General features: G+C 71.5%; 23 protein-coding genes. 10 read left to right on the top strand and 13 right to left on the bottom strand.

What is annotated here, in order from left to right; genetic code table 11:
- Positions 1-33: 33 nt before the first annotated feature.
- The 3 genes from ABUW04_RS23230 to mce form a co-directional block, all read right to left on the bottom strand.
- Complete coding sequence (locus ABUW04_RS23230) at positions 34-969, bottom strand: coiled-coil domain-containing protein (protein WP_030257186.1); 936 nt, start codon at positions 967-969, stop codon at positions 34-36.
- Between the two features lie 111 nt (positions 970-1,080).
- Positions 1,081-5,304 carry a hypothetical protein gene (locus ABUW04_RS23225; RefSeq protein ID WP_380566465.1) on the bottom strand — a complete coding sequence of 1,408 codons (4,224 nt, stop codon included), beginning with the start codon at positions 5,302-5,304 and terminating at the stop codon, positions 1,081-1,083.
- Positions 5,305-5,566: 262 nt separating this feature from the next.
- Complete coding sequence (gene mce, locus ABUW04_RS23220) at positions 5,567-5,998, bottom strand: methylmalonyl-CoA epimerase (protein WP_380566464.1); 432 nt, start codon at positions 5,996-5,998, stop codon at positions 5,567-5,569.
- A gap of 201 nt (positions 5,999-6,199) precedes the next feature.
- On the opposite strand from mce, the gene ABUW04_RS23215 reads away from it, so the two are divergent.
- Both ABUW04_RS23215 and meaB read left to right on the top strand, forming a co-directional pair.
- On the top strand, positions 6,200-7,378 hold the full coding sequence (locus tag ABUW04_RS23215) for an acetyl-CoA C-acetyltransferase (protein ID WP_030257177.1): 1,179 nt from the start codon (positions 6,200-6,202) through the stop codon (positions 7,376-7,378).
- 223 nt (positions 7,379-7,601) lie between these two features.
- Entirely contained in the window at positions 7,602-8,546 is a 945-nt protein-coding gene (meaB, locus tag ABUW04_RS23210; RefSeq protein WP_380566463.1) for a methylmalonyl Co-A mutase-associated GTPase MeaB, read from the top strand.
- 202 nt (positions 8,547-8,748) lie between these two features.
- On the opposite strand, the gene ABUW04_RS23205 is transcribed toward meaB, so the two are convergent.
- From ABUW04_RS23205 to ABUW04_RS23185, 5 genes are read right to left on the bottom strand one after another with little or no spacing between them, the layout of a single operon-like run.
- Positions 8,749-9,240: a MarR family winged helix-turn-helix transcriptional regulator gene (locus tag ABUW04_RS23205; protein WP_030262532.1), complete on the bottom strand. Its 492-nt coding sequence runs from the start codon at positions 9,238-9,240 to the stop codon at positions 8,749-8,751.
- Between the two features lie 35 nt (positions 9,241-9,275).
- A complete protein-coding gene (locus tag ABUW04_RS23200; RefSeq protein ID WP_037597421.1) occupies positions 9,276-10,010 on the bottom strand; it encodes an AIM24 family protein in 735 nt (244 codons plus the stop codon).
- Positions 10,007-10,654 (bottom strand): AIM24 family protein, encoded by a 648-nt coding sequence (locus tag ABUW04_RS23195; RefSeq protein ID WP_380566462.1) that lies wholly within the window; start codon positions 10,652-10,654, stop codon positions 10,007-10,009. The genes ABUW04_RS23200 and ABUW04_RS23195 overlap by 4 nt, the downstream gene beginning before the upstream one ends.
- Positions 10,655-11,293: an AIM24 family protein gene (locus tag ABUW04_RS23190; RefSeq protein ID WP_030262523.1), complete on the bottom strand. Its 639-nt coding sequence runs from the start codon at positions 11,291-11,293 to the stop codon at positions 10,655-10,657.
- A gap of 32 nt (positions 11,294-11,325) precedes the next feature.
- Positions 11,326-12,096, bottom strand: a complete 771-nt coding sequence (locus tag ABUW04_RS23185; protein WP_030262520.1) for a DUF2127 domain-containing protein — start codon at positions 12,094-12,096, stop codon at positions 11,326-11,328.
- A gap of 87 nt (positions 12,097-12,183) precedes the next feature.
- Between ABUW04_RS23185 and ABUW04_RS23180 the strand changes: the two genes are divergently transcribed.
- The 4 genes from ABUW04_RS23180 to ABUW04_RS23165 all read left to right on the top strand — a co-directional run bounded on the left by ABUW04_RS23180 (position 12,184) and on the right by ABUW04_RS23165 (position 15,197).
- Entirely contained in the window at positions 12,184-12,501 is a 318-nt protein-coding gene (locus ABUW04_RS23180) for a DUF3817 domain-containing protein (protein WP_030262517.1), read from the top strand.
- Positions 12,502-12,522: 21 nt separating this feature from the next.
- A complete protein-coding gene (locus tag ABUW04_RS23175) occupies positions 12,523-13,041 on the top strand; it encodes a MarR family winged helix-turn-helix transcriptional regulator (protein WP_380566461.1) in 519 nt (172 codons plus the stop codon).
- A gap of 33 nt (positions 13,042-13,074) precedes the next feature.
- The gene (locus tag ABUW04_RS23170; protein WP_030262511.1) at positions 13,075-13,416 is read left to right on the top strand and encodes a DUF3817 domain-containing protein; all 342 of its coding nucleotides are present in this window, start codon (positions 13,075-13,077) and stop codon (positions 13,414-13,416) included.
- 89 nt (positions 13,417-13,505) lie between these two features.
- Entirely contained in the window at positions 13,506-15,197 is a 1,692-nt protein-coding gene (locus ABUW04_RS23165; protein ID WP_380566460.1) for an acyl-CoA mutase large subunit family protein, read from the top strand.
- Here the strand turns inward: ABUW04_RS23165 and ABUW04_RS23160 are convergent.
- A complete protein-coding gene (locus ABUW04_RS23160; protein ID WP_030262508.1) occupies positions 15,173-15,808 on the bottom strand; it encodes a TetR/AcrR family transcriptional regulator in 636 nt (211 codons plus the stop codon). The genes ABUW04_RS23165 and ABUW04_RS23160 overlap by 25 nt on opposite strands.
- Positions 15,809-16,052: 244 nt before the next feature.
- Here ABUW04_RS23160 and ABUW04_RS23155 point away from each other — a divergent pair, with 244 nt between their 5' ends.
- From ABUW04_RS23155 to ABUW04_RS23140, 4 genes are all read left to right on the top strand, one after another.
- Positions 16,053-17,027, top strand: coding sequence for a tetratricopeptide repeat protein (locus ABUW04_RS23155; RefSeq protein ID WP_030262506.1), 975 nt, complete (start codon positions 16,053-16,055; stop codon positions 17,025-17,027).
- A 616-nt stretch (positions 17,028-17,643) separates the two neighbouring features.
- Positions 17,644-18,300, top strand: a complete 657-nt coding sequence (locus ABUW04_RS23150) for a DUF6230 family protein (protein ID WP_380566459.1) — start codon at positions 17,644-17,646, stop codon at positions 18,298-18,300.
- A 159-nt stretch (positions 18,301-18,459) separates the two neighbouring features.
- The gene (locus tag ABUW04_RS23145) at positions 18,460-19,035 is read left to right on the top strand and encodes a DUF6114 domain-containing protein (protein WP_380566458.1); all 576 of its coding nucleotides are present in this window, start codon (positions 18,460-18,462) and stop codon (positions 19,033-19,035) included.
- Positions 19,028-20,437: a hypothetical protein gene (locus ABUW04_RS23140; RefSeq protein ID WP_380566457.1), complete on the top strand. Its 1,410-nt coding sequence runs from the start codon at positions 19,028-19,030 to the stop codon at positions 20,435-20,437. The genes ABUW04_RS23145 and ABUW04_RS23140 overlap by 8 nt, the downstream gene beginning before the upstream one ends.
- Before the next feature lie 115 nt (positions 20,438-20,552).
- Here ABUW04_RS23140 and pyk read toward each other — a convergent pair whose 3' ends face one another.
- From pyk to ABUW04_RS23120, 4 genes are all read right to left on the bottom strand, one after another.
- Positions 20,553-21,992, bottom strand: a complete 1,440-nt coding sequence (gene pyk, locus ABUW04_RS23135) for a pyruvate kinase (protein ID WP_380566456.1) — start codon at positions 21,990-21,992, stop codon at positions 20,553-20,555.
- 51 nt (positions 21,993-22,043) lie between these two features.
- A complete protein-coding gene (locus ABUW04_RS23130) occupies positions 22,044-23,201 on the bottom strand; it encodes an acetate kinase (protein ID WP_380566455.1) in 1,158 nt (385 codons plus the stop codon).
- Positions 23,198-25,345 (bottom strand): phosphate acetyltransferase, encoded by a 2,148-nt coding sequence (pta, locus tag ABUW04_RS23125; protein WP_380566454.1) that lies wholly within the window; start codon positions 25,343-25,345, stop codon positions 23,198-23,200. The genes ABUW04_RS23130 and pta overlap by 4 nt, the downstream gene beginning before the upstream one ends.
- 127 nt (positions 25,346-25,472) lie before the next feature.
- Complete coding sequence (locus ABUW04_RS23120; RefSeq protein WP_030262490.1) at positions 25,473-26,447, bottom strand: hypothetical protein; 975 nt, start codon at positions 26,445-26,447, stop codon at positions 25,473-25,475.
- Positions 26,448-26,456 lie beyond the last annotated feature (9 nt).

The raw sequence follows: 26,456 nt of genomic DNA, 5'->3' as shown, positions 1-26,456 counted from the left end.
AAAAAGAGGGGTGGACCGGGCCTTCGTGGAGCGTTACCGCGACTGCTGGGCGGGGACCCCGCGGGTCAGCGAGTCGTCGTCGGGCAGGGTCGCCGCGGCGACAGCCGCACCCGTGAGGGTGGCCAGCATCTCGCGGACATTGGTGAGCTGCGCGTTGATGCTGTCCCGACGGTTCGTCAGGGCGGCCAGCTCGCGCTCGGACTCGCTGCGGATGCGGTCCGCCTTGGCATTGGCGTCCGCGACGATGTCCTCGGACTGGCGCTGGGCCGTCTCGACGGTCTGCCGGGCGCGGCGCTCGGCGTCCGTACGCAGCTTCTCCGCCTCCAGGCGGAGCTGCTCCGCGCGGTGCTCGATCTCCGCGAGGCGCTTCTCGGCCTTGGCCTGACGGGCAGCCAGATCACGCTCGGACTGCTCGCGACGCTTGGCCAGGTTGGTCTCGAAGTCCGCTGCGGCCTGGGCCGCCTTGGCGCGGGTCTCCTCGAAGAGGGCGTCGGCCTCCTCGCGCTTGTTCTGCGCGTCCTTGGTGGCCTCGGCGCGCAGCTGGGTCGAGTCGGTCTTCGCCTTGTCGACGATGCGCTGGCCCTCGTCCTCAGCCTTGGCCTTGCGGTCCTTGGCGTAGGTCTCGGCCTCGCTGCGGACCTGCTGCGCGGCGGCCTCGGCGAGCTCGCGGTGCTGCTCGGCGGCGCGACGGGCCTCCTCGCGCAGGTCCTTCGCCTCCTCCTCGGCCAGGCGCAGGATCTTCTCGACGCGTGCGCCGAGACCCGCGTACGACGGCTCCGAGTCGGTGACCTGGGCCTGCGCGTTCTGCGTTTCGAGGTGAAGCTCCTCGATGCGCTTCTCGAGTGCGGTGATGCGGGCGAGGGCGCTGTCCCGGTCTGCGACCAGCTTGCTGATGCGCTCGTCGACCTGAGCACGCTCGTACCCGCGGCGCACGGTGTCGAAGCCGTGCGGAGAGTGTGGATCGCTCATGGGGTGGAGTTCCTGTCGTATGCCCGGTGAGGTGTGAGGTGAATAGGCGAATCCTGGCACGGATTCGGAGTGTCATCGGCTGAAAGCCCATGAAGAGTGGAGAATGTCCGCTCAATCGGGTGGTGCGGCGTCTCTGTGTTTGTCCCCCAGACGGGTTCCGCCCGCCCGGGTCGCGCCCGCGCCGACCCCCGCCGGGGACGCGCCCCGGCCGCCGCTCCGACCGCCGTCGGACCCGTTGTTGCTTCCCCCGTTGCTCTTGCCCGCCCCGGACCCTGACGGAGCCTCGAAGGACTCCAGGGCCTGCAGGACATCCTGCACCCGGGCGATCTCGGTGTTGATGTCCTTCCTGCGGTTGACGAGCTCGTCGAGTTCACGACGGCCCTCGTCGGTGATCCGCTGGGCTTCCGCCAGCGCCTCGTCGGTGAGCTGCTCGGACTCCTCGCGGGCCCGGGCGATCTCCTCCTGCGCGGCCTGGACGGCCTCCTTGCGGATCCGCTCCGCGGCCTCGGCGGCAGCGGCACGCAGCTGCTCCGCCTCGGTCCTGGCCGTGGCCAGGTGCTCCGCGGCCTCGGCCTCGCGGGCCTCCGCCGTGGCGGTGGACCCGCTGAGCTTCTGCTCCGCCTCCTTCAGCAGCGCCTCCGCCTTGCGGACGGCTGCCAGGCGGACCTTGCTCGCCTCCGTCGACGCGTCGGACTGCGTCTCCGCAGCCTCCCGCTCGGCGGCGGCGACAAGCTCTCCGGCCTTCTCCTCGGCGTCGGTGACCAGTTTGGCCGCCCGGGACTGCGCCTCGGCGAGGGCCTTGGCGGCCCGCTGCTGGGCGTCGTCGACCTGCTCGGTGGCCGCGGCCACCAGCTTGTCCACGCGCTCCCCGGCAGCCTTCATGGCCTCGGCGGACTCCTTGCGGGCCCGCTCGTGCAGTGCGGTGGTCTCGGCGTCGGTGCGGTCCCGGAGCTCCTCGGCGCGTTCCCGTATGGCGGTGGCGTCCCGGCGGGCCTCCACCAGCATCACGTCCGCGTCCGAGCGGGCCCGTTCGACCAGCGCCGCGCCCTCCGCCGCGCCCTCGGCGGCCAGCCGCTCGGCCTCCTTGCGGGCGGCCGACACCATGGCGTCGGCCTGCTCCTCGGCGGCGGCGGTGGTCGCCAGCGCCGCGGTCTCGGCATCACCGGTCACCGAGTCGGCCAGGGCCTGCGCCTCGTCGATGACCCGGGCCGCCTCGGCCCGGCCGGCGGTCCTGACCGCCTCGGCCTCCTGCACCAGCCGCTGCCGCTCGGCCTCCGCGGCCTGGTCCAGCCGCTGCCGCTCGGCCTCCGCGGCCTGGTCCAGCCGCTCCCGCTCGGCCTGCGCGACCGCCCTGAGCTCGGCGCCGTCGGCCTGGGCCTGCGCCAGCTCGGCCTCGGCCTCGGCGCGCAGCCGCGCGGCCTCGGCGGCGGCCTGCTCCCGGATCTCGGCGGCCGCGGCCGCCGCGCTCTCGCGCAGCTCGGCGGTCTCCCGCTCGGCGGTGGCGCGCAACTGCGTGGTCTGGCTCTCGGCGGCCTCGTACATGCCGGCCACGGACTGCCGCACCTGGGCGGCCTCGTCCTCGGCCGCCGCCACCGCGGCCGCCGCGGCCTGCTCGGCCTCGGCCCGCACCCTGGCGGCTTCGCCGGTCGCCAACTCCCGTACCTGGAGCGCCTCGCGCTCGACATCGGCCTGCAGCTGGGCCCGTTCGCGCTCGGCCTGCGCCCCGGTCTCGGCGATCTCCGCCTTCAACTGCGCGGCCTCGTCCCGGGCCGCCGCCAGCAACTCGTCCCGCTCGGCCTCGCCCTGCGCCGCGGCCGTGACGGACTCCGCCCGCAGTCGCTCGGCCTCCGCCTGTGCCGCGCCCAGCAGTTCGGCCCGCTCCGCCTCGCTCCGGGCGGCGGCGTCGAGCGTCTCGGTCTGCAGCCGCTCGGCCTCCGCCCGTGCGGCGCCCAGCAGTTCGGCCCGCTCGGCCTCGCCCCGGGCGTTGGCCTCGGCCACCTCGGCCCGTAGCCGGTCGATCTCCTCGCCCTGCCGCCGGGCCTCGGACTCGGCGGCGGAACGCACACCCTCGCCCTCGGCGGCGGCCTCGGCCCGCATCCGTTCGGCATCCGCCTGGGCCGCGCCCAGCAGCTCGCCGCGCTCCCGCTCGCCCTGCGCCGCGGCCTCGGCGGCCTCGATCCGGATCCGCTCGGCCTCGTCGCCGGCCGCGGCCAGCGCCGCCGCGGCCTCCGCCTGCAACTGCTCGGCGTCACCGCGGTGCCGCTGCGCCTCGGCGTACTCCGCCTCCGCCTGCGCGGCCGACTCCACCCGCAGCGCGGCCAGCTCGGTCTCGGTCTCGGCGAGCAGCCGCTCCCGCTCCACCCCGGCCTCGGCCAGCGCCGCGGCGGCGGCCGCCTCGTCCTCCTCGGCGCGGACCTTGCGGCGCTCCAGCTCCTCGGCCGCGTCCGCGTACGCCTGGCGGGACTCCTCGGCCAGCCGCTCGGCCTCCTCGGAGGCCCGGGCGTGCTCCTCGCGGGACTGCTCCTGGAGCACGGCCGCGGCTGCCGCGGCCTCCTCGCCCCGTTCCCTGGCCAGCTGCTCGGCGGCGGCCAGCACCTGGTCCCGCTCGTGCGCGGCGGCGGCCAGCAGCTCGGTCCGCTCCCGCTCGACCTGGGCGGCGACCTCGGCCGCCGCTGCCTCGGCCTGCTCGGCGCGCTCCCGGGCGGCCTGCTCGGCCGCCTCCAGGATCCGCTCCCGCTCCTGCTCCTGCGCCGCCGCGGCCTCGTCCCGCTCCTGCTGCGCGGTGTTCCGCAGCCGCTCGGCCTCGGCCCTGGCCCGCGCCAGCACCGCCTCCGCGCGGCCCTGCACCTCCTGGGCCTGCTCATTGGCCCGCTCGCGCAGCTTCGCCAGCTCCACCGCCGCGCCGCCGCGCAGCTCGTCCGCGTCCGCCTTGGCCCGGACCAGCAGCTCCTCGGCGGTGCGGGCGGCCTCCTCGATCTGGGTTATGGCCTGCCGACGCGCCTCCCCGCGCACCTTCTCGGCCTCCACGGCGGCCTCGGCCCGCTGGGTCTCGGCCTCGGCCCGCAGTTCCGCGGCGGCGTCCTGGTGCGCCTGGATCTCCTCTATGACGCTGCCCTGCGCCTGCTCGGCCGCGGCCCGGCTCTCCGCCCGCAGCCGCTCCACCTCGGCCCGCGCCTCGGTGCGGATCCGCTCCGCCTCCTCGGCGGCGCTCGCGGTGGTCTCCTCGGCCTCCCGGGTGGCCCGGCTCAGCACGTCCTCGGCGGTACGGGCGGCCTTCGCCAGGTGCACCGTCGCGCTCGCGGCGCCCTCGGTGCGGCCGGACTCCTCGGCCTCGCGCCGCAGCGCCTCGGCGGACTCCTCGGCCTCCGCGGTGAACCGCTCGACCTCGGCCCTGGCCTCCTCCATGAGCTGCTGGGCGTCCGCCCTGAGCTGCTCGGCCTCCCTGGTGGCCGTCGCCACCATCCGGGCCACCTCGGACTTGGCGGTGGCGGTCCGCTGCTCGCTGGAGGCCTCGACCTCGGACAGCCGGCGCGTGGCCGCCGCCTCGGCGTCCGCCTGCAGCTGCTGGGCCGCGGCCCGCAGCTCCTCGGCCTCGCGCCGGTACTGCTCCGCCTCCAGCCGCAGCGCCTCGATCTCGCCCTGCGCGGCCTGCAGCTGCTGCCCGGCCTCGCTCTGAGCGGACTGCTTGACGCTCTCGGCCCGCTGGGTGGCGTCCTGGGCCTGTGCGGCCGCCGCGCCGAGCAGCCGCTCGGCCTCGGTCCTGGCCCGCAGCAGCACCTGGTCGGCCTCGGCCCTGGTGGACTGCACATCCGCGGCGACCTGCGAGGTCGCCTGCTCGGACACCGCCATCGCCTCGGCCCTGGCGGACGCCAGCAGCCGCTCGGCCTCGACCCGGGCCTCCTCCAGCACCCGCCGGGCCTGCTCCTCGGTCCCGGCACGGGTCTGCTCGGCCCAGGAGACGTTCTCGTTCACATGCCGCTCGGCGTTGCGGCGCAGCTCGGCGAGTTCCTGCTCCAGCTGGCGACGCCGGTTCTCCGCCTCCGCGGCCCACTCGGCCTGCACCCGGGCGCTGCGCTCGGCGGCCTCGGCCATCACCCGCTGGGTGGTGTTCTGCGCCTCCAGGCGCATCCGCTCGGCGTCGGCCCGGAGCTGCTCCGCCTGCATCTCGGCGTTCCGCAGGATCTGCTCGGCCTGACCGGCCACGGAGTCGAACGCGCGCGGCTGGGCGAGCTGCCGACGCGACTCGTGCAGCTTCGCCCGAAGGACCTCCACCTGGTAGGCGAGGTCCTCGGCATGCGTGACGGCCTTCTCCCGCTCGGTTCGAAGCTTGTCCATCCTGGCTTCGAACTTGGAGAGCTGATCGTCAACCTCGTAGCCCCGCACTCCGCGGTCCCATCCGTCTCCTGGTCGGGTCGCCACCCCACGGCTTCGGCCGTCCGGGTGAGCTCCTTGATGTCATCGTGCCTTAGGGAGACATGGTGACAGATCCCGGGGACCCCGCTCACCCGCGTCCACCCACGCCCCCGCTATCCGGGCACCGCGGTATTTTCTCATGTCACGGGCCTGAAGCGCAGGGGGGTACGGGTGGCTTTTCAGGTTACTCGTGGGTCTTCCCGGACGTGACCAGTTCGGTGAGCACACCTCCGCAGTCCTTGGGGTGCAGGAAGGTGATACGCGACCCCATCGAGCCGATCCGCGGCTCGTCGTAGAGCACCCGCACACCCTTGTCCCGGATCGCCGCGGCGTCGCCGTCCACGTCCGCCGTCCCGAACGCGATGTGGTGCACCCCCTCGCCGTTCTTCGCCAGCCACTTCCCCACCGCGGAGTCCTCCCGGGTGGGCTCCAGCAGCTGCAGGTACGAGGCGCCGCCGTCACCGGTCTCGTTGATCTTGAGCATGGCCTCGCGCACCCCCTGCTCCTCGTTGACCTCGCTGTGGAACACCTCGAAGCCGTACGTGGCCCGGTAGATCTCCACAGTCTTGTCCAAATCGAAACAGGCGATACCGATGTGATCGATCCGAGTGAGCACGATTCCCTCCCTGAGGGCCTTGGAGTCCTCCAATGAAGCGTATGCGGCGCCCCCGGGTAAACCCACGTTAACCGTGCGCGTGATCACACTGCGTCAGCCGTGACGAAGGCGTTACGCGTCAGTATCTTGGCCTCAAACCCTGGATCGCAGAGACGTGGCAGCGTTGCGTTCAGACCCTCATCGCAGCAAAGGGGCTACGAAATGACCAATGTGATCGTCGCGGGCGCGCGCACTCCGATGGGCCGCCTGCTCGGCTCACTGAAGGGCTTCTCCGGAGCGGACCTCGGTGGCATCGCCATCAAGGAGGCCCTCTCCCGGGCGGGGATCACCGGCGACCAGGTCCAGTACGTGATCATGGGCCAGGTGCTGCAGGCCGGCGCCGGCCAGATCCCGGCCCGCCAGGCCGCGGTCAAGGCCGGCATCCCCATGAACGTCCCGGCCCTCACCATCAACAAGGTCTGCCTCTCCGGGCTGGACGCCATCGCCCTGGCCGACCAGCTGATCCGGGCCGGCGAGTTCGACATCGTCGTGGCCGGTGGCCAGGAGTCCATGACCAACGCCCCGCACCTGCTCCCCAAGTCCCGCGAGGGCTACAAGTACGGCGCGATCGAGATGCTCGACGCGATGGCCCACGACGGCCTCACCGACGCCTTCGACAACATCCCCATGGGCGAGTCCACCGAGACCCACAACACCCGCCTGGGCATCGACCGGGCCTCCCAGGACGCCGTCGCCGCGCGCTCGCACCAGCTCGCCGCCGCCGCGGCCAAGAACGGGGTGTTCGACGCGGAGATCGTCCCGGTGGAGATCCCGCAGCGGCGCGGCGAGGCGCTGCGCTTCGCCGCCGACGAGGGGGTCCGTCCGGAGACCACGGTGGAGTCGCTCGCCAAGCTGCGGCCGGCGTTCACCCGGGACGGCACGATCACTGCGGGGTCGGCCTCGCAGATCTCCGACGGCGCCGCCGCGGTGGTGGTGATGAGCAAGGCCAAGGCCGAGGAGCTGGGGCTCTCCTGGATCGCCGAGATCGGCGCCCACGGCAATGTGGCCGGCCCGGACAACTCGCTGCAGTCGCAGCCCTCCAACGCGATCCTCGCTGCGCTGGCCAAGGAGGGTCTCACCGTCGAGGACCTGGACCTGGTCGAGATCAACGAGGCGTTCGCCGCGGTCGCGGTGCAGTCGGTCAAAGACCTCGGGATTTCGCTCGACAAGGTGAACGTCAACGGCGGGGCCATCGCGCTGGGTCACCCGATCGGGATGTCCGGGGCCCGGCTGGTGCTGTCACTGGCCCTCGAGCTGAAGCGGCGCGGTGGCGGCGTCGGTGCGGCGGCGCTGTGCGGTGGGGGCGGGCAGGGCGATGCCCTGATCGTTCGGGTGCGCTGAGGTTTCGCCTTCGGCGGGGGTTTGGGCATGGCCGCGGGGGCGGGCCGGGGCGGGGTGGTCGCTCTGGGGCCTGCTGCAGAACGAGTCTGTAAGCGTGTTCAGTCTTATGGCGCCGATGACTCGTTCTTCGCTTTGACGGCCCCTGCCGCGACCACCCCGCCCCGTCCCACCCCCTCCCGTGCGGAGGGGGGAAACAGACAGACGGCAACGTAGATTGGCTGGTATGGACGTCGGCACTCTGGTCGAGCAGGCGCGGGCGGGTCGGCCCCGCGCTGTCGCCCGACTGATCTCGCTGGTCGAGAGCGCGGCACCGGAGCTGCGCGAGGTCATGGCCGCGTTGGCACCGCTGACGGGGAACGCCTATGTGGTCGGGCTGACGGGGTCGCCGGGTGTCGGCAAGTCGACGTCCACCTCTGCTTTGGTGAGTGCCTACCGGAGGCTCGGGCGGAGGGTCGGCGTGCTCGCCGTCGATCCTTCGTCGCCCTTCTCCGGCGGAGCGCTGCTGGGCGACCGGGTGCGGATGCAGGACCACGCCACCGACCCGGGGGTCTACATCCGCTCGATGGCCACCCGGGGCCACCTTGGCGGGCTGGCCTGGGCGGCCCCGCAGGCCATCCGGGTGCTGGACGCCGCAGGATGCGACGTGGTCCTGGTGGAGACGGTGGGTGTCGGGCAGTCCGAGGTAGAGATCGCCGCCCAGGCCGATACCACTGTCGTGCTGCTGGCCCCCGGAATGGGGGACGGGATCCAGGCCGCCAAGGCGGGGATCCTGGAGATCGGCGACGTCTACGTGGTCAACAAGGCCGACCGCGACGGTGCCGACGCGACCGCCCGCGAGCTGCGACACATGCTCGGCCTCGGCGAGACCCGCGCCTGGCAGCCGCCCATCGTGAAGACAGTCGCGGCTCGCAACGAGGGCATCGACGAACTGGTCGACGCCCTGGAGAAGCACCGGATCTGGATGGGCGAACACGGTGAGCTGACGCTTCGTAGGCAGCGTCGCGCCAGCCAGGAGATCGAATCCATCGCCCTCACCGCACTGCGCCGCCGCTTCGACCACCTGCATGGCGACCAGCGGCTACCGGCTTTGGCACAAAAGGTAGCTGACGGTCAGTCGGATCCGTACACCGCTGCGGACGAATTGATCGCCGGCATCACGCAGCTCTGACGCCGTCTGTCTGTTTCCCCCCTCCGCACGGGAGGGGGTGGGACGGGGCGGGGTGGTCGCGGCAGGGGCCGTCAAAGCGAAGAACGAGTCATCGGCGCCATAAGACTGAACACGCTTACAGACTCGTTCTGCAGCAGGCCCCAGAGCGACCACCCCGCCCCGGCCCGCCCCCGCGGCCATGCCCAAACCCCCGCCGAAGGCGTCAGCCGCGGCCGCGCAGACCCCGGAGGTGTTCTGCGATGGGGGCCAGTGACTCGTACATCGACGAGATCTGCTCGGGTTCGAGCCGATCGATGAAGTGCTCGCGGACATTGCGGACATGGTGCGGAGCGACCTGCCGCATGGTCTCCCAGCCGTGGTCGGTGAGCACCGCGTAGAGCCCGCGCCGGTCGCCGGGGCAGCCCTCGCGGGTGACCAGGCCGGCGGCCTCCATGCGGGTGATCTGGTGCGAGAGGCGGCTCTTGGACTGGAGCGTGGCCATGGCCAGGTCCGTCATCCGCATCCGGTGCTCGGGGGCCTCGGAGAGCTCCACCAGGATGGTGTAGTCGTTGATGGCCAGGCCGAACGGCTGGAGCCCGCGCTCCATCTGGTAGGCGAGGAGTCGGCCGACCTCCAGGTGGGCCCGCCACAGCCGCTGCTCTTCGGCGGTGAGCCAGGGGGCGTCGGCGGGAGCCGTTCTCGCGCTGGTTTCCATGGGGACCATGATACCTGTGGAAGTTGAATGTTGTACTAAAATCCGAGCTGCCGACCGAGAGCGCCGAGATTGGCCTGGGCGCTCTGCGCGGGGACGGTGTGGCCGGGTTCGACCGCCACCAGTTCGTTCATGAGCACCTCGGTGGACTGCAACAGGACCTGACCTGCCCCGACGAACTCGTACTGGTGCTCCTCGCCGGAGGCGCCGCCGATGCCGGTGAGCCTGCGCACCCCGCCGAGGACCCCGCGCATGTAGGCGTGGTCGTAGTGGTGGCAGGGGGAGGGGCAGTCGGCCCAGCCGACCAGGGCCTGCGGGTCCACCCGAATGGGTGGCTCCACGAAGTGGACGGGGCCGTTGGAGGCGGCGACGAACTTGCCCGAGCCGATCAGGGTGAGGAAGCCGGGGATGATCGACTGCTTCAGCGCCAGGGTCGGCGCGAAGGCGAGCAGATTGCCGGCGCGCACGGTGAGGTTCCCCTGTTCCAGGTCGTACGAGTTCACGTCGTACGCCCGGTCCGCCAGGATCATGTGGCCCTGGCCCTCGGCGACCACCCAGTCGCCCACGTGGGTGGGGGAGTGGAAGCTGGTGGAGATCAGCGAGTCCAGCGGGCCGTAGCCGATGGGGTGGAAGGTGATGTTGCCGTAGTAGGCGACCATCTTGCCCTTTTGCAGGAACCAGCGGCCGTTGAGGGCGACGGAGAAGGCGTACGGGTTGACGTTGTCGTCGGTGGGGAGCGTCGAGGGGTCCCAGACGACGGGGCCGGTGGTCACAGCTTCTCCTCGCTGGCCTGGACGAAGACCGTTCCGTTGCCGGTCAGTTCGAGCTGGAAGGCCTCGCCGGAGCCGCGGCCGACGGCCTCGCGCCAGCCGATCGCGGTGCTGACCTTGCTGCGGACCTCGCCGCGGTGGGCGACATAGGCCTGCGGGTCGACATGGATGGGGCGGTCGGGGGTGATCGGGATCTCGAAGACCCCGCCGTGGGCCAGCACCGCGGCGGACCCGTGGCCGGTGAGGGTGGTGGTGAACAGGCCCTGGCCGGTGGCCTGGCCGCGGATGATGCCGCGGAGCCCGCCCTGGGAGCCCATGAACATGGTGGACTGCTGGAGCGAGCCCTCGAAGACCAGGAGGCGGTCGGCCTCGACGTAGAGGGTGTCGCCAGTGAGCTGGATCACATGGGTGTGGTGGCCGCCGTGGCCGAACATCGCGCTGCCGCTGCCCTCCACGGTCATCAGCGGGGTGTCCTCGTTGGCGATGCGGCGGCCCAGCATGGAGCCGATGCCGCCCTGGCCGCCCATGATGTTCGGGGTGAAGGTGACCTGGCCGCGGTAGGCGAGCATCGCCCCGCGCTGGCTGAACAGGCGCTGGCCGGGGACGACCGGGGCCTCCACCATCTTGCTGTTGATCTGCGTGAACATTTAGGCGTCACCCGCGAAGGTCCGGCGCTCGGAGGGCTGGACGTAGACCAGTCCGTCGCCCTCGAACTCGATCTGGAAGCTCTCGCCGCCGGTCTCGCCGACGACGGCGCGCCAGGTCACGTCGGTGCGGAAGCTCTGCTTGAGGTTGCCGGTGTGCGCGATGTAGGCGCCGGGGTCGACCCGCAGCGGCAGGCCGGGGGCGACCCGGAGGATGACCGCGGGGCCGTCGGAGGTGACGGCGGCCCAGCCCTGGCCCTCCACCTTGGTGGTGAACAGGCCGTGGCCCTCGGAGGCGCCGCGCAGTCCGGTGAACTCGGTGCCGGTGCGCAGCGTCGCCTCGGTGCAGAGCAGGTTGCTCGCCTCGACGTGCAGGCGCTCGCCGGTGAGCCGGACCAGGTTGATCTCGGTGGCCCGTTCGGCGAACCAGCAGGTGCCCTTGCCCTGGACCTCCATCACGGTCATCTTCTCGCCGGTGATCCTGCGGGTGACCAGGCCGCGCAGGCCCTCCCCGCCGCCGGACATCCGCTTGAAGGTCATCTGGCCGTCGTAGGCGACCATCGAGCCGTTACGGGCCTTCACGCTGTCCCCGGCGAGGTCCACCGCGAGCACCCGCGAGCCCTGCATTCGAAACTGAGCCACGGGCACACCGTAGGGGAGTCGGAGCGGCGTTGTCAGGTGCGTACGTGGTCGCCGGCCGAGGTCTCCACCTCGAGCAGCGACGCGCTGTGCCGTTCCGCCTCGAACTTGGCGGCGCCGCCGCGGAGCCCGAAGAGCCGCTTGGCCAGCAGGATGTAGACCACGGCGAGGACGTTGACCAGCAGCGTGGCGATCTTGAGCCAGCTGACCTTCTCGGTCAGCTCGTAGATCTCCAGCGGCAGGAACGCGGCGGTGGCCACCACGGTGAGGTACTCGGCCCAGCGCTTGGCGGCCCACAGGCCGAACCCCTCGACGATCTCGATCAGGGCGTAGACCAGCAGCGCGGCGGCGGTGATCTCCAGCGTGGAGTGCTTGTAGCTGAAGGTCTTCTGGATGGTGCCGACGATCGGGGAGTTGTTGAGGTCGTAGTGGAAGTGCTGGGCGATCGGCTGGAAGAGGGTGAGGTTGTCGTTGAAGAACTGCTGCACCGAGGTCTGGCTGTTGCTGAACTTCCAGACCGCGATGGCCACCAGCACGATGAACACGCCGCGGATCAGCCGCTCCACGGCGAGCACCCGGAGGATGAACAGGTCGCGCAGCGCCTTGCCGCGGATCACCAGCGGGGCGTCCTCGGCCTTGCCGCGGCCGTGCGGCTCGCCCAGGGTGAAGTCGCCGCAGCGCAGGCAGCGCCAGGCGTCGCCGAGGGCGGTGTCGGCGTGCAGGCGCTCGTGGAAGTGCGGCTCGGTGGGCGCGTAGGTGACGTGCCCGCGCCGTGAGCAGGTACGCCGGTTCCAGTCCCAGTTCATGGAGTCCCCCGTTGAAGGCCGATGGCGGGAGCAGAATATCGGTCGGAGATACTGGGGGACGTCGTTCGCTCCCCGAAGGGTTCCCCCGTGAAGAACAGTGCCGTCCACCGCCTGCGTCTGGTGTCCATGCCGGAGGGGCTCTCCTTCGTGCTGCTGCTGGTCTGCACGGTGCTGAAGTACACGACCTCGTTCAACGCGGTGCCGGTGCTGGGGATGCTGCACGGCATCCTGTTCATCTTCTACGTGGTGTTCGCGCTGTGGGCCTGGTACGCGCAGCGGTGGAGCTTCGGCCACGCCGCGTGGGTGCTGGTGCTGTCGGTCATTCCCGGCGGGGGTTTCTACGCCGAGCGGCTGATGGCCCGCGAGGAGCGCGAGGGCTTCGAAACCCCTGCCGTCGCGGTCTGACCCTGACGGTACGGTAAGGACGTGTCCAAGCCGCTGAGCCTTTCTTTCGACCCCATCGCCCGTGCCGACGAGCTGTGGGCGCGGCGCTGGGGCGCCGTGCCCTCGATGGCGGCGATCACCTCGGTCATGCGGGCCCAGCAGATCCTGCTGGCGCAGGTGGACGCGGTGGTGAAACCGTACGGGCTGACCTTCGCCCGGTACGAGGCGCTGGTGCTGCTCACCTTCAGCCAGGCCGGGGAGCTGCCGCTGTCGAAGATCGGTGAGCGGCTGATGGTGCATCCGACCAGCGTCACCAACACGGTGGACCGGCTGGAGCGGTCGGGGTTCGTCGCCCGTCGGCCGAATCCGCTGGACGGGCGCGGGGTGCTGGCCGCCATCACCGAGCGGGGGCGGAAGGTCGTCGAGGACGCCACCCGGGACCTGGTGGCGATGGACTTCGGGCTGGCGAGCTACGACGAGGCCGGCTGCCGGGAGCTGTTCGAGGTGCTGCGGCCGCTGCGGGTGGCGGCGGGCGACTTCACCGAGCCCGGGGCGGTGTGAGAGATCCACTTTTGGGTGGCTACGCTCTCTCCCATGAACAAGTCGAACCCCCTGCTGACGGCGTACCGGGTGCTGGCGTACGTGACCGGTGTCGGCCTGATCCTGCTGTGCGCCTCCTGCATCGCCTGGTACGGCTTCGGCGTGGGCGAGACCGCGGTGATGGTCGTCGGCACCATCCACGGCTGGGCGTTCATGGCCTACGCGGTGGTGGCCTTCACCGTCGGCAACAAGCTGGGCTGGCCGTTCGGGCGGATGGCCTGGGTGATCCTCGCGGGCACCATCCCGACCTGCTCGTTCATCGCCGAGCGCCGGGTGATGGCCGACATCCGCGCGCAGGTCGCCGACGGCGGGTCGAAGCCGCTGGTCAACGTCTGATCCTGAGAATCTGAGGAGCGCGTCCCTTCGGGGGCGCGCTCTTTTCGGGTATAAATTTAGTAGGACATCCTAGTAGTTGGGGTCGGCTGATGGACGCACGTGAACGGTGGCAGCAGCGGTACGACGGGGCGCGGAAGCGCGACGCGGCCGGGGGTCTGGGGGGAACCCCCAGGGATTATCGCCGTACGACGCTGAGCGGTGACGAGGTCGAGCCCGTGTACGGGCCTGCGGACGGTGTCGTCCCGGAGGCGATCGGGTGGCCCGGGGAGTACCCGTTCACCCGCGGGCTGTACGCCACCGGGTACCGGGGGCGGGCCTGGACCATCCGTCAGTTCGCCGGGTTCGGCAACGCCCGGCAGACCAACGAGCGCTACCGGATGATCCTGGACGCCGGCGGCGGCGGCCTGTCGGTCGCCTTCGACATGCCGACGCTGATGGGGCGTGACTCGGACGACCCGCGGGCGCTGGGCGAGGTCGGCCACTGCGGGGTGGCGATCGACTCGGCGGCGGACATGGAGGTGCTCTTCGCCGGGCTGCCGCTGGGCGAGGTCACCACCTCGATGACGATCTCGGGGCCGGCCGTGCCGGTGTTCTGCATGTACCTGGTCGCGGCGGAGCGGCAGGGGGTGGACCCCGGCGTGCTCAACGGGACGCTGCAGACCGACATCTTCAAGGAGTACATCGCCCAGAAGGAGTGGCTGTTCGCCCCCGAGCCGCATCTGCGGCTGATCGGCGACCTGATGGAGTACTGCGCCGAGCGGATCCCGGCGTACAAGCCGCTGTCGGTCTCCGGCTACCACATCCGCGAGGCCGGCTCGACGGCCGCGCAGGAGCTGGCCTTCACGCTGGCGGACGGCTTCGCCTACGTGGAGCTGGGGCTCTCCCGGGGGCTGGACGTGGACGTCTTCGCACCTGGGCTGTCCTTCTTCTTCGACGCGCACCTGGACTTCTTCGAGGAGATCGCCAAGTTCCGTGCGGCGCGCAGGATCTGGGCACGCTGGCTGAGGCAGCGCTACGGAGCCAGGACCGACAAGGCGCAGTGGCTGCGGTTCCACACCCAGACGGCCGGGGTCTCGCTGACCGCGCAGCAGCCCTACAACAACGTGGTGCGCACCGCGGTCGAGGCGCTGTCGGCGGTGCTGGGCGGCACCAACTCGCTGCACACCAACGCCCTGGACGAGACCCTGGCGCTGCCCTCGGAGCAGGCGGCGGAGATCGCGCTGCGCACCCAGCAGGTGCTGATGGAGGAGACCGGCGTCGCCAACGTCGCCGACCCGCTGGGCGGTTCCTGGTACGTCGAGGCGCTGACGGACCGGATCGAGGCGCAGGCCGAGGCGATCTTCCAGAGGATCCAGGACATGGGCGAGCCCGGGCACCCGGTCGGCCCGATGACCGCCGGGATCCTGCGCGGCATCGAGAACGGCTGGTTCACCGGGGAGATCGCCGAGGCGGCCTTCGTCTACCAGCAGGCGGTGGAGAAGGGGGAGAAGCGGGTGGTCGGCGTCAACTGCCACACCGGCAGCGTCACCAAGCCGCTGGAGATCCTGCGGGTCAGCCACGAGGTGGAGCGCGAGCAGGTGCGCGAGCTCGCCGCACGGCGGGCCGGCCGGGACGAGGCTGCGGTGCGGGCCGGCCTGGACGCGATGCTGGCGGCGGCGCGGGACGGAAGCAACATGCTGCCGCCGATGCTGGACGCGGTACGGGCCGAGGCGACCCTGGGCGAGATCTGCGACGCGCTGCGGGCGGAGTGGGGGACCTACACCGAGCCGGCCGGGTTCTGAGGGAGCGCGGTCAGCGGGGTCAGCAGCAGGGTGGTGAAGCGGCTGATCCACTCCGGGTCCGCGCACTCGCCGCTGACCAGCATGCGGTGCTCGACGGTGCCGGCGATGGTGTCGAAGATGATGTCGACGTCAGCGTCGGCCGCCTCGGGGCTGGCGTCCGGGGCGAGTTCGCCGCGGGCCTGGGCGGCGGCGCGGCCCTGGTGCACCAGCCGCTTCTGCGGATGGATGATCGCCTCCCGGACCCGGCGCCGCAGCGCCGGGTCCCGGCTGGCCTCGGCGAACAGCGCCAGCAGCGCGGCCTGGCTCTCCGGGCGGGCCAGCAGGTCGGCGAACTGCCGCACCACGGACTCGATGTCGGCCCGCAGGCTGCCCAGGTCGGCCATCTCCAGCTCGTCGAAGAGCACCGCGACGGCGTCCACCACCAGCTCGTTCTTGGACGGCCAGCGCCGGTAGAGGGTGGTCTTCGCCACCCCGGCGCGCACCGCCACGTCCCCCATGGTCACCCCGCCCCAGCCGAGTTCCGCGAGCGCGGCCCTGGTGGCGGCGAGGATCGCCACATCCGCGTCGGCGCTGCGGGGACGGCCCTTGCGCGGGGCGACGGCTTCGGTCATGGGTTCCTCGTGACGGTTGAAGGTCAACGGAGGGTATCCGAGTCGGCTGAGGACCCGGCTACCCCCGGTGCGCCCGAGTGGCGCAGTTCACGTCGGAGGGGGTGCGCTCCGGGGTGGCATGCATATACGCTACGACTCGTAGCGAAAGAAGTGACAACCACGCTGCCGCGCGGATGGGGATCCGCGCACGGAAGTCTGGGTGGGCGATTCACACTGGAGCGCGTGGACGGGGGAGGATAGGGCCATGCAGCCACGGAACATGTCCATGCGCGGCGCGGTCGACCTCGCCGCGGTGAAGGCGGCGGCGGAGGCCGCCGAGAAGGCGGAGCAGGCCCGCGCAGCCCGCGCCCGCCAGGCCCAGGAGGGCGGCGGCGAGGCCCCGTCCGCCGGGCCCCTGGTCTTCGATGTGAGTGAGGCCGAGTTCGAGGCGGAGGTCGTCCCGCTCTCCGCCGAGGTGCCGGTGGTGCTGGACTTCTGGGCTGAGGGGTACGCCCCCGCCGAGGAGCTCAACCCGGTGCTGGAGAAGCTCGCCGCCGAGTACGACGGCCGCTTCGTGCTGGCCAGGGTCGACATCAGGAACAGTCAGAATCTGGCCCGTCAGCTCCAGATCCGGGATCTGCCGACGGTGCTCGCCGTCGTCGCCGGACAGCTGGTCCCGCTGTTCGAGGGGCCGGCCCAGGAGGCCGAGATCCGGCAGCTGCTGGACCAGCTGATCACCGTCGCCGAGCAGCGCTTCGGCATCGTCGGCGAGGTCGGCGCCCGCTCCGGCAGCGCGGCCGGGGAGCCCGCCGAGCGGCCCGAGCCGGTCGATCCGGCGATGTCCGCGGCGCACGAGGCGCTGGACCGGGGCGATCTCGGCGGCGCGATCCAGGCGTACCGCAATGTGCTGGCCGAGCGTCCGGCCAGCGTCGAGGCCAAGCTGGGCCTGGCCCAGGCGGAGCTGCTGCAGCGGGTGCAGGGCATGGACCCGCAGGCGGTGCGCAGCGCGGGCGCCGAGCGGCCCGACGATGTCGACGCCCAGCTGGCGGCGGCCGACCTGGACCTGGTGGGCGGTCATGTCGAGGACGCCTTCGGACGGTTGGTCGACCTGGTGGGGCGCACCTTCGGCGAGGACCGGGACCGGGTGCGGCAGCATCTGCTGGGTCTCTTTGAGGTCATCGGGGCCGAGGACCAGCGTGTGGTGAAGGCCCGGGGCGCACTGGCGCGCAAGCTGTTCTGACGGTCTCCGGTCGCCCCCTGGGGAGCCTGGAGATTTGGCGACAAAGCCGGGACAAGAGCTCGTGTTTACCAAATCTTGACATACGGCGGCGATGGTCACTCTGCGTGGCTGTCGCCGCCTGCTTCATTGGTGTTTCGGTGCCTTTGCCCAGGTGCCGGGCGCCCGAGGGGTCACTGCCCGTAGTTCATCCGCTGTTCGCACGGACATCAGGGTTCACGCACTCCTTACTCGTCAGTAATGAACTACTTGTGCAGCGGCCCCGTTTGGACCAACATCGGGCACGCCCGGTCCTTGTCCTCGCGCCCCGACCGCCAGTCGGGGGAGCGGACGCGGAATCCCCACCGGGCAGGGGTCGGCGATCCGGCTCCTTGAGGACAGGGGGGTCTCCAGCCCGTTCCGGTGGAGCCTGTCCTCGCACGGCCGTGCACCCAGCACGGCATGTGGTTGTCACTCGGGGGTGATCGCCGATGCTGCCGATCAGAGAATTCGTACCCACGAGCCTCACGCACGCAGCCGACGCGCTCCCCTTCCCGAGGACGTAGCTCTTCTCCCCATCCCAGGCCGGGGCCCAAGCGGGGCAGGCCGGAGATGTACGTCCGAGAAGGAGGACCTCGTTATGTCCCAGACTTTCGGCAGGACTCGCTGGAAGCGGTTCGCCATTGTCATGGTTCCGACCATCGCCGCCACGGCTGCGGTCGGCGTCAGCATCGCCCAGGGCGCTCTCGCCGCGTCGTTCAGCGTCTCAGGGCAGCAGTTCAAGGTGTCGGCCGGAAAGCTGGTCGGTCAGGGCTTCACCCAGTACGGCACCGTCCTTTCGCATGACACCAGCCAGGCGACCAACGCCAACACGGCTGTGCCGGTGGCGGTTTCGGGCTTCACCTCGGCCACCATCAACCAGCTGTGCCAGTCGGTGGACTTCCCCACCCCGTTCGGTTCCTACACGCTCACCATCAACGCCGGTGGCTCGTACGACCCGACGACTGACACGTCCACCGGCCCCGAGGTCGACGCCTCGCAGTTGTTCATCTCGATGAGCGACCTCAAGGCCGACAAGGCGACCTTCAACGGCATCAACATCGGTGTCGCGACCGGCGCGCTCGGCGGGGCGGGAACCCACAACGGCGACGTCACCAACCCGGGCGCCTTCGCCCAGGAAGCCGACTCGGCGACGCTGATCGGCGTCCAGCAGACCGCGTGGGCGACCTCCGCCTCCACGTTCTCGCTGAACGGCCTGCACATGTCCCTCGCTTCGGGTTCCAAGGGCTGCTTCTGATCCGCTGAGGTCCCGCCGGTCCACCCCCCGGCGCTCGGCAGGACGCAGAACGGCTCCGCACCACACTGTCGGGGAGGGGCTCCGGTCCCTCCCCGCTGTGTTCCCAAGCCCAGAGCACCTTTTCCAGACCAATGCACTACTCCAGCAGGGAGTCGCCACGTGACGAGCGCGACCGCACCGGCGCGGCCCGAGCCCGGGAACGCCTTCGCCAAGGGACGCCGGGCCTTCCGGAACTGGCGCCGCAGCCGCCCCTTCTGGGGTGGGCTGCTCGTTGCCCTGGCCAGCCTGCCGATCATGTACTTCCCCTACAACGACCTGAGCGTCGGCGCCCTGCGGATCCACATGGCGACCACGGCGGGTGCCGGTGCGGCGGTGATCGGACTGCTGCTGCTGGCCCTCGGCGTCTCGGTCTGGTTCCAGCCGATGATCCGGATCTTCGCGGGTATCGCCGCCATCGTGCTGGCGCTGGTGTCGCTGCCGGTCTCCAACTTCGGCGGATTCGGACTGGGGCTGTTCCCCGGGCTGATCGGCGGAGCGCTGGTCTGTTCCTGGGCGCCCAACAAGGAGCAGTCCGAGGAGACGGCGGCTGCTGCGGACAGCGACTCCGAGGACGAGGACGAGGACGAAGAGGTGAAGCTCAACCAGCTGATGGTGGACGACGCCCGGCCTGCGGGTGAGCCCGCCGCTCCCGCCGAGTCCACCAGGTCCGCCGAGGAGGAGACGACCAGTGAGTGACCCCGACTCCACCCGGTCGGACCGTCCCACCAACTCGGAGCAGCCCGTCCCGCGGCGTGCGGGTGCGCGCCACGCGGCCCCCAGGCTGACCGTGCGCGACCGGATGCAGCTCCCGGTCGGGCGGGTCCTGGCGATGACCGCGGTGCCCACGGCGCTGCTGATGGGCTCGATCGCCCCGAAGCTGGCCTTCGCCGCCGACGCGTCCAAGACGACCGCCGCGACCAGCAGCGCGCAGGCGGCCGACACCGGCACGACGGGTACGCAGTGCACCCAGGACTCGTCGACCGCGACGCCCAGTGCGAGCAGCAGCTCCAGCAGCACGGCGAGCAGCGGCACGGGGAGCAGCACCACCAAGGTCCGCTCGGCGACGCCCACTCCTTCGGCCTCCGCGACGGCGAAGACTTCGACCTCGACCGAGCAGAAGGCGACGAGCGGCACCGCCAAGAACAGCACCGCGTCCGCCGCCTCGCCCAGCGCCTCCGCCTCGGCGACCCCGTCGGCCAGCGCCTCGCCCAGTGCGTCGGCCAGTGCGTCGGCCACTTCGTCGGGAGGGCTGCTGGGAGGCCTGCTGGACGGTCTGGGCAACCTGCTGAGCGGCAACCACGCCGCCGCGGCCACCACCAGCTCCACCGCCAGTCCTACCGCCACGGCCAGCTCCGCTCCGCGCGCTGCCGCCGTCGGGACCAACGACGCGGCTACGCCGACGGCCACTGCTTCCCCTTCCGCTTCCGCGTCGGCCTCGCCGTCCAGCCCGGCCGCGAGCGACTCGGCCAGTGCCACCGCCACGCCCAGCAGCACCGCGTCGAGCCCGACGGCCACCCCCTCGGCCAGTGCCTCGGCCGACCCGAGCTCCTCGGCAGCCGACGCCGCCAACCAGCTCTGCGACGTCAGCAAGCTCGCCGCCCCGGTGGAGACGCTGCCGGCGGGGACCTTCCCGGTGGACCCGTGGACCCTGAAGACCAGCCGGCTGGAGCTGATCAACACTCAGTTCTGGGGCGTGAAGACGGTCCACACGGCCGGCGGCGACGTCCGGGTGCTGAAGTTCACCGCCCAGCAGGTCAACATCGACAACCTGGACATGTCGGTTCCGCAGAACGGCCAGAAGCTGCACGTCCAAGGCGGTTCGGGTACGACCTCCACGATGCGCGGGGGCACCGTCACGATGTACGTGACCAGCCTCTCCGGGACGCTGTCCAAGGCCGAGGGGATCCCGCTGGCCTGGCTGGGCGTCAGCCTGACGCTGACCCCGGACACCCTGCCGCAGTGGCTGTACGACCTGATCGGCTCGGTGCCGATCCCGCTGACGCTGGAGCTGAACAACGCCACCGCGATCCAGGCGGGGCAGACCGGCGGCAACCTGACCATCCCGGGGATGCACCTGTACTACACCCCATTGAGCTGACCATCCCCCCACCCTGGTCGGCACACGACGAAGGGCCTGTCCGGTCGAACCGGACAGGCCCTTCGTCGTGCTGCGGTGCTTCCGGGGTGTCCCGTGTGCGGCTCCCGCTCCGGCGTCAGCGCCGCCCGCCGCTGCCGCTCTCGCCCAGGTGGTGCACCCGGAGCATGTTGGTGGTGCCGACCACGCCGGGGGGCGAGCCCGCGGTCACGATCAGGGTGTCGCCGTCGTTGTAGCGGCCCAGGCCGCGGACCGCCTCGTCGACCTGGTCGACCATCGCGTCGGTGTTGCCGACCTGCGGGGTCACGAAGGTCTCCACGCCCCAGCTGAGGGTGAGCTGGTTGCGGGTGGCGGCGTCCGGGGTGAAGGCCAGCACCGGGATCGGCGAACGGTAGCGGGACAGCCGGCGGGCGGTGTCACCGGACTTGGTGAAGGCCACCAGCGCCTCGGCGCCCAGGAAGTCGCCCAGCTCGCAGGCGGCGCGGGCGACGGCGCCGCCCTGGGTGCGCGGCTTGCGGCCCGGGTTCAGCGGCTGCAGGCCCTGCGACAGCAGTTCCTCCTCGGCCGCCTCGATGATCCGCGACATGGTCTGCACGGTCTCGATGGGGTACTTGCCCACGCTGGACTCGGCGGAGAGCATCACCGCGTCCGCGCCGTCCAGGATGGCGTTGGCGCAGTCGGAGGCCTCGGCGCGGGTGGGGCGCGAGGCGGTGATCATCGACTCCATCATCTGGGTGGCGACGATGACCGGCTTGGCGTTCCGGCGGCACAGGGTGATCAGGCGCTTCTGCACCAGCGGCACCCGCTCCAGCGGATACTCCACGGCGAGGTCGCCACGGGCCACCATCACCGCGTCGAAGGCCAGGACGATCTCCTCCATGGCCTCCACCGCCTGCGGCTTCTCGACCTTGGCGATGACCGGGACACGGATCCCGACCTCGTCCATGACCGCGTGGACGTCCTTGATGTCGGCGGCGTTGCGCACGAACGACAGGGCCACCATGTCGACGCCGAGGGCCAGCGCGAAGCGAAGGTCCTCCTTGTCCTTCTCGGACAGGGCGGGCACGTTGACGGCGGCTCCGGGCAGGTTGATGCCCTTGTTGTTGGAGAGGACGCCGCCCTCGACGACGCGGGTGACCACGCGGGGGCCGTCGACGCTGACGACCTCCAGGGCGACCACGCCGTCGTTGATCAGGACCGGGTCGCCGGGCTTCACGTCGCCGGGCAGGCCCTTGTAGGTGGTACCGCAGATGTGCTGGTCGCCCGGGACGTCCTCGGTGGTGATGGTGAAGGTGTCACCGTTCTCCACCGTGACCGGGCCGTTGGCGAAGGTGGCCAGACGGATCTTCGGGCCTTGCAGGTCGGCGAGGACACCGACGGCGCGTCCGGCCGCCTCGGAGGCGGCGCGCACGTTCCGGTAGCGCCCCTCGTGTTCGGCGTGGACGCCGTGACTCATGTTCAGACGGGCGACGTTCATTCCAGCTTCGATCAGCGCTTTCAGCTGTTCGAAGTTGTCCGTCGCGGGACCCAGGGTACAGACGATCTTGGCTCGGCGCATATGGCTCATTCTATCGGGTCGCCTTTCGGGTGCATTTTCGAACAAATCGCACTACTGAGCAGCACTGCTGACCAGGCTGAAGGTCTGCTGGGCGATCTCCAGCTCCTCGTCGGTGGGCACCACGGCGATGACCACCCTGGAGTCCTCCCGGGAGACCACCCGGGGCTCCGGGGAGCGCACCGAGTTCAGTGCCGGATCCAGGACCAGGCCCAGGGACTCCAGGCCGGACACCGCGGCCTCGCGCACATCGGCCGCGTTCTCGCCGACGCCGGCGGTGAAGGCGATCGCGTCCACCCGGCCCAGCACCGCGTAGTAGGCGCCGATGTACTTGCGCAGCCGGTGGACGTAGATGTCGAAGGCCAGCCGGGCGCTCCGGTCGCCCTCGGCCATCCGTCGGCTGACCTCCCGCATGTCGTTGTCCCCGCACAGGCCCAGCATCCCGCTGCGGCGGTTGAGCAGGGAGTCGATCTCGTCCATGGAGAATCCGCCGACCCGGTGCAGGTGCAGCAGGACGGCGGGGTCCAGATCGCCCGAGCGGGTGCCCATGACCAGGCCCTCCAGCGGGGTGAGCCCCATCGAGGTGTCCACGCAGACCCCGCCGGCCACCGCGGAGGCGCTGGCGCCGTTGCCCAGGTGAAGCACGATCACATTCACCGCTTCGGGTGACTTTCCCAGGAGTCGGGCGACACCGCGTGACACGTACTGGTGGGATGTGCCGTGGAAGCCGTAGCGGCGTACCGCGTAGCGGTCCGCGGTCTCGGTGTCGATGGCGTAGCGGGCCGCGCTCTCCGGCATGGTGGTGTGGAAGGCCGTGTCGAAGACCGCCACCTGGGGCAGGTCGGGCCGCAGCTTGCGGGTGACCTCGATGCCGGTGATGTTGGCGGGGTTGTGCAGCGGCGCGAGCGGGATCAGCTCCCGGACCGCGTCCAGCACCTCGTCGGTGATGAGGGTGGGAGCGGTGAAGCGGCTGCCGCCGTGCACCACGCGGTGGCCGACGGCGGCGAGTTCGGGGGAGTCCAGGCCGAGGCCCCGGTCGGCCAGCTCGTCGGCGATCCGGGTCAGCGCGGTGGTGTGGTCGGGGCAGTCCGGCTCGCCGATGCGCTCGACCAGGCCGGAGCCGAGCCGACTGCCGTCGGCCATCTCGACCAACTGGTACTTGACCGAGGAGGAACCGGAGTTGAGGACGAGGACGCGGGAGGCGTCGGTCATGACTGCTGCTCCTTGGCGAGCTCGGCAGCGGCCTGTTGGGCCTGCTGGGCCTGGATGGCGGTGATGGCGACGGTGTTGACGATGTCCTGCACCAGGGCGCCGCGGGAGAGGTCGTTCACCGGCTTGCGCAGCCCCTGGAGCACCGGGCCGACGGCGACGGCGCCGGCCGAGCGCTGCACGGCCTTGTAGGTGTTGTTGCCGGTGTTCAGGTCCGGGAAGATCAGCACGGTGGCCCGTCCGGCGACCGCCGAGCCGGGCAGCTTGGTCGCGGCGACCTTGGGCTCCACCGCCGCGTCGTACTGGATCGGCCCCTCGACCAGCAGGTCGGGGCGCAGCTTGCGGACGATCTCGGTGGCCTTGCGGACCTTGTCCACGTCCACCCCGCTGCCGGAGGTGCCGGTGGAGTAGGAGAGCAGCGCGATCCGGGGTTCGACCCCGAAGCGGGCGGCGGTCTCCGCGGACTGGATGGCGATGTCGGCGAGCTGCTCGGCGTCCGGGTCGGGGTTGACCGCGCAGTCGCCGTAGACCAGGACCCGGTCGGCCAGGCACATGAAGAAGACCGAGGAGACGATCGCGGCCCCCGGCGAGGTCTTGATGATCTCGAAGGCCGGCCGGACGGTGGCGGCCGTGGAGTGCACGGCGCCGCTCACCATGCCGTCGGCCAGGCCCTCCTGGACCATCAGCGTGCCGAAGTAGCTGACGTCGGTGACCACGTCCTGGGCCGCCTCCACGGTCATCCCCTTGTGCCTGCGGATCTCGGCGTAGCGCTCGGCGAAGCGGTCCCGCAGCGGGGAGGTGGCCGGGTCGATGACCCGGGCCCGGGCGCCGGGGCCGGGGTCGTCGGCGGCGCGGTCGAGCCCCAGGTCGATGCCGAGCTCGGCGAGCCGCCTGCGGACCGCGTCCTCGCTGCCGAGCAGGGTGAGGTGGCAGACGTTGCGCCGCAGCAGCACCTCGGCGGCGCGCAGCACCCGCTCCTCGGTGCCCTCGGGCAGCACCACCTCCCGGAGCTGGGCGCCCCGAGCACGTTCCAGAAGCTCGTGCTCGAACATCATCGGGGTGACCCGCTCGGAGCGGCTCAGCTCGATCCGGCTGGTCAGCTCGGTGGTGTCGACGTGCAGTTCGAACAGGCCCAGTGCGGTCTCGGCCTTGCGGGGGCTGGCCGCGGTCAGCCTGCCCTCCAGGGTGGACAGCCCGGTAGCGGTGGAGAAGCTGCCCTCGGGGACCACGGCGACCGGGGTGCCCGGGGCCAGCCGGGCGGCCAGCCGCATCACATCGGCGCCGGGGCTCTGCCCCATCGTCATCAGCACCCCGGCGATCGGCGGGGAGCCGGCCGCATGGGCGGCGAGCGAGCCGATCAGCAGGTCGGCCCGGTCGCCGGGGGTGATCACCAGGCAGCCCTCGGAGAGCGCGCCGAGGAAGTTGGGCAGCATCGCCCCGCCGAACACGAACCGGCGGACGTCCCTGGCCAGCCCGGAGGCGTCGCCGAGCAGCACCTCGGCGCCGGTGGTGTCGACCACCTGGGCCACCGTCGGCGCGGAGAGCGCGGGCTCGTCCGGGATGACGTAGACGGGTACGTCCGGCCGGGTCGCGAGGCGGCGCTGGACCTCCTGCTTGTCCCGTCCGGCGACCCGGTTGGCGACCATGGCCAGAATGCTGCAGCCCAGGTCGGAGTAGGCGCGGTGGGCGTTGCGCACCTCGGCTACCACGGTGTCGGCGCTCTCCCGGTGGCCGCCGACGACCGGCAGCACCCAGGCGCCGAACTCGTTGGCCAGCCGGGCGTTGACGGCCAGCTCGTCCGGGATGTTGGTGCCGGCGAAGTCGGTGCCGAGCACCAGCACCGCCTGGCACTGGCGCTCCAGCGCCCGGAACCGGTCCACCAGCATCCCGATCAGCTCGTCGGGGCCGCGTTCGGCCTGCAGGGCGGCGGCCTCGTCGTAGCTGAGGCCGTACATCTCCTCGGGCGCCAGGTCGATCCGGTAGCGGCCGCGCAGCAGCTCAACCACGTGGTCGGTGCGCGAGTGCATCAGCGGGCGGAACACCCCGACCCGGTCGACCTGACGGGTCAGCAGCTCCATGACCCCCAGCTCGACCGCCTGACGGCCGTCCCCCCTGCCGATCCCGGTCACATAGACACTGCGCGCCACAGGGGCACACTCCGTTCGCTCCGCCTGGCCGCTGGGTGCCTGGCCACTGGGTGAGAGGGCCCGGCGCGGACGATGCCAGCCGGCCCCGCTCAACGACCCTACCTTCGCACCGGTGACCGGGGCGCGCTCAGCGGGCCAGCTGGGTCCGCCAGTGGTCGAACAGGGCCTCGGCGTTACCGGTGTAGGACCAGGGGACCCGGGTGGGGCGGTCCCCCAACTGGCGGAACACCTCGGTGGCCTCCGTGGTGAGCCCGGCGAAGACCAGACCGTGCGCCAGGGTGTTGAGGTCGGCCACGTCCTGGGCGTACTCGATGCCGCTGCGGTGCGCGATCCACTGCCGCATGGTGCTGTGCAGGGCCTGCAGGGCGACCTCGTGGTTCCAGTGGTAGGTCAGGCCCACGGCGGCGGCGCCCTCGGTCTCCACCCGCTGCCGGTAGTGCTCCGCCCGGGCGGCCTGGGTGAGCGCGGCCAGCGGGGATCCGTGCGGTGCGAAGGCGGCGCTGTCGCGGGCGAAGTTGTACATCTCGCCGTGCGAGCCGTGCCAGCGCGCGGAGAGGTGGCGCAGCACCTGGTGGTGGCCCTCGCGGCTGTAGGGGTCGCGGGCCTGCAGCTCGCGCCACCAGTGCCAGACATGGGGATGGCCCTGGCCGTAAAGCCTGGCCAGGGTCATCAGGGAGACCCAGGGCAGCGGGTCGGCGGGATTGCGTTCGGAGGCCTGCAGGCAGATCCGGGCGGCGCGGTCCAGGTGCGGGCGGTCCAGGCTGTCCTCGGAGGCGGGCGGGGCGCCCGCGGTGCGGTTGGTCTCGGCGACCGCGGAGAAGATCCGCATCACCTCGGTCTCGGCGCGCAGCACCAGTGCGTCGGGGTTGTCCGGCTCGGCCGACTGCCAGGTCTCCACCGTGCGTATGCCGGCCGCGGTGTCGGCCAGCAGCCGGACCCGGTGGGTGCGCCGGTCCCAGTCCCGGCCGGTGTCCCTGAGCAGGTCCCGGGCCCCCTGCCAGCGGCCCACCACCAGGTCCTGCCGGGCGGTGGCGAGCGCCGTGTCGCCGAAGGTGGGGTCGTAGCGCACGGCGGTGGTGGTGCGTCTTCTTGCTCTGGCCATAGGAGGGAC

Origin of the sequence: Streptacidiphilus jeojiensis, assembly GCF_042510965.1 — a bacterium.
GTDB lineage: Bacteria > Actinomycetota > Actinomycetes > Streptomycetales > Streptomycetaceae > Streptacidiphilus > Streptacidiphilus jeojiensis.
The sequence above is the reverse complement of the archived record's forward strand: the minus strand, read 5'-3'. Positions and strand labels throughout refer to the sequence as shown.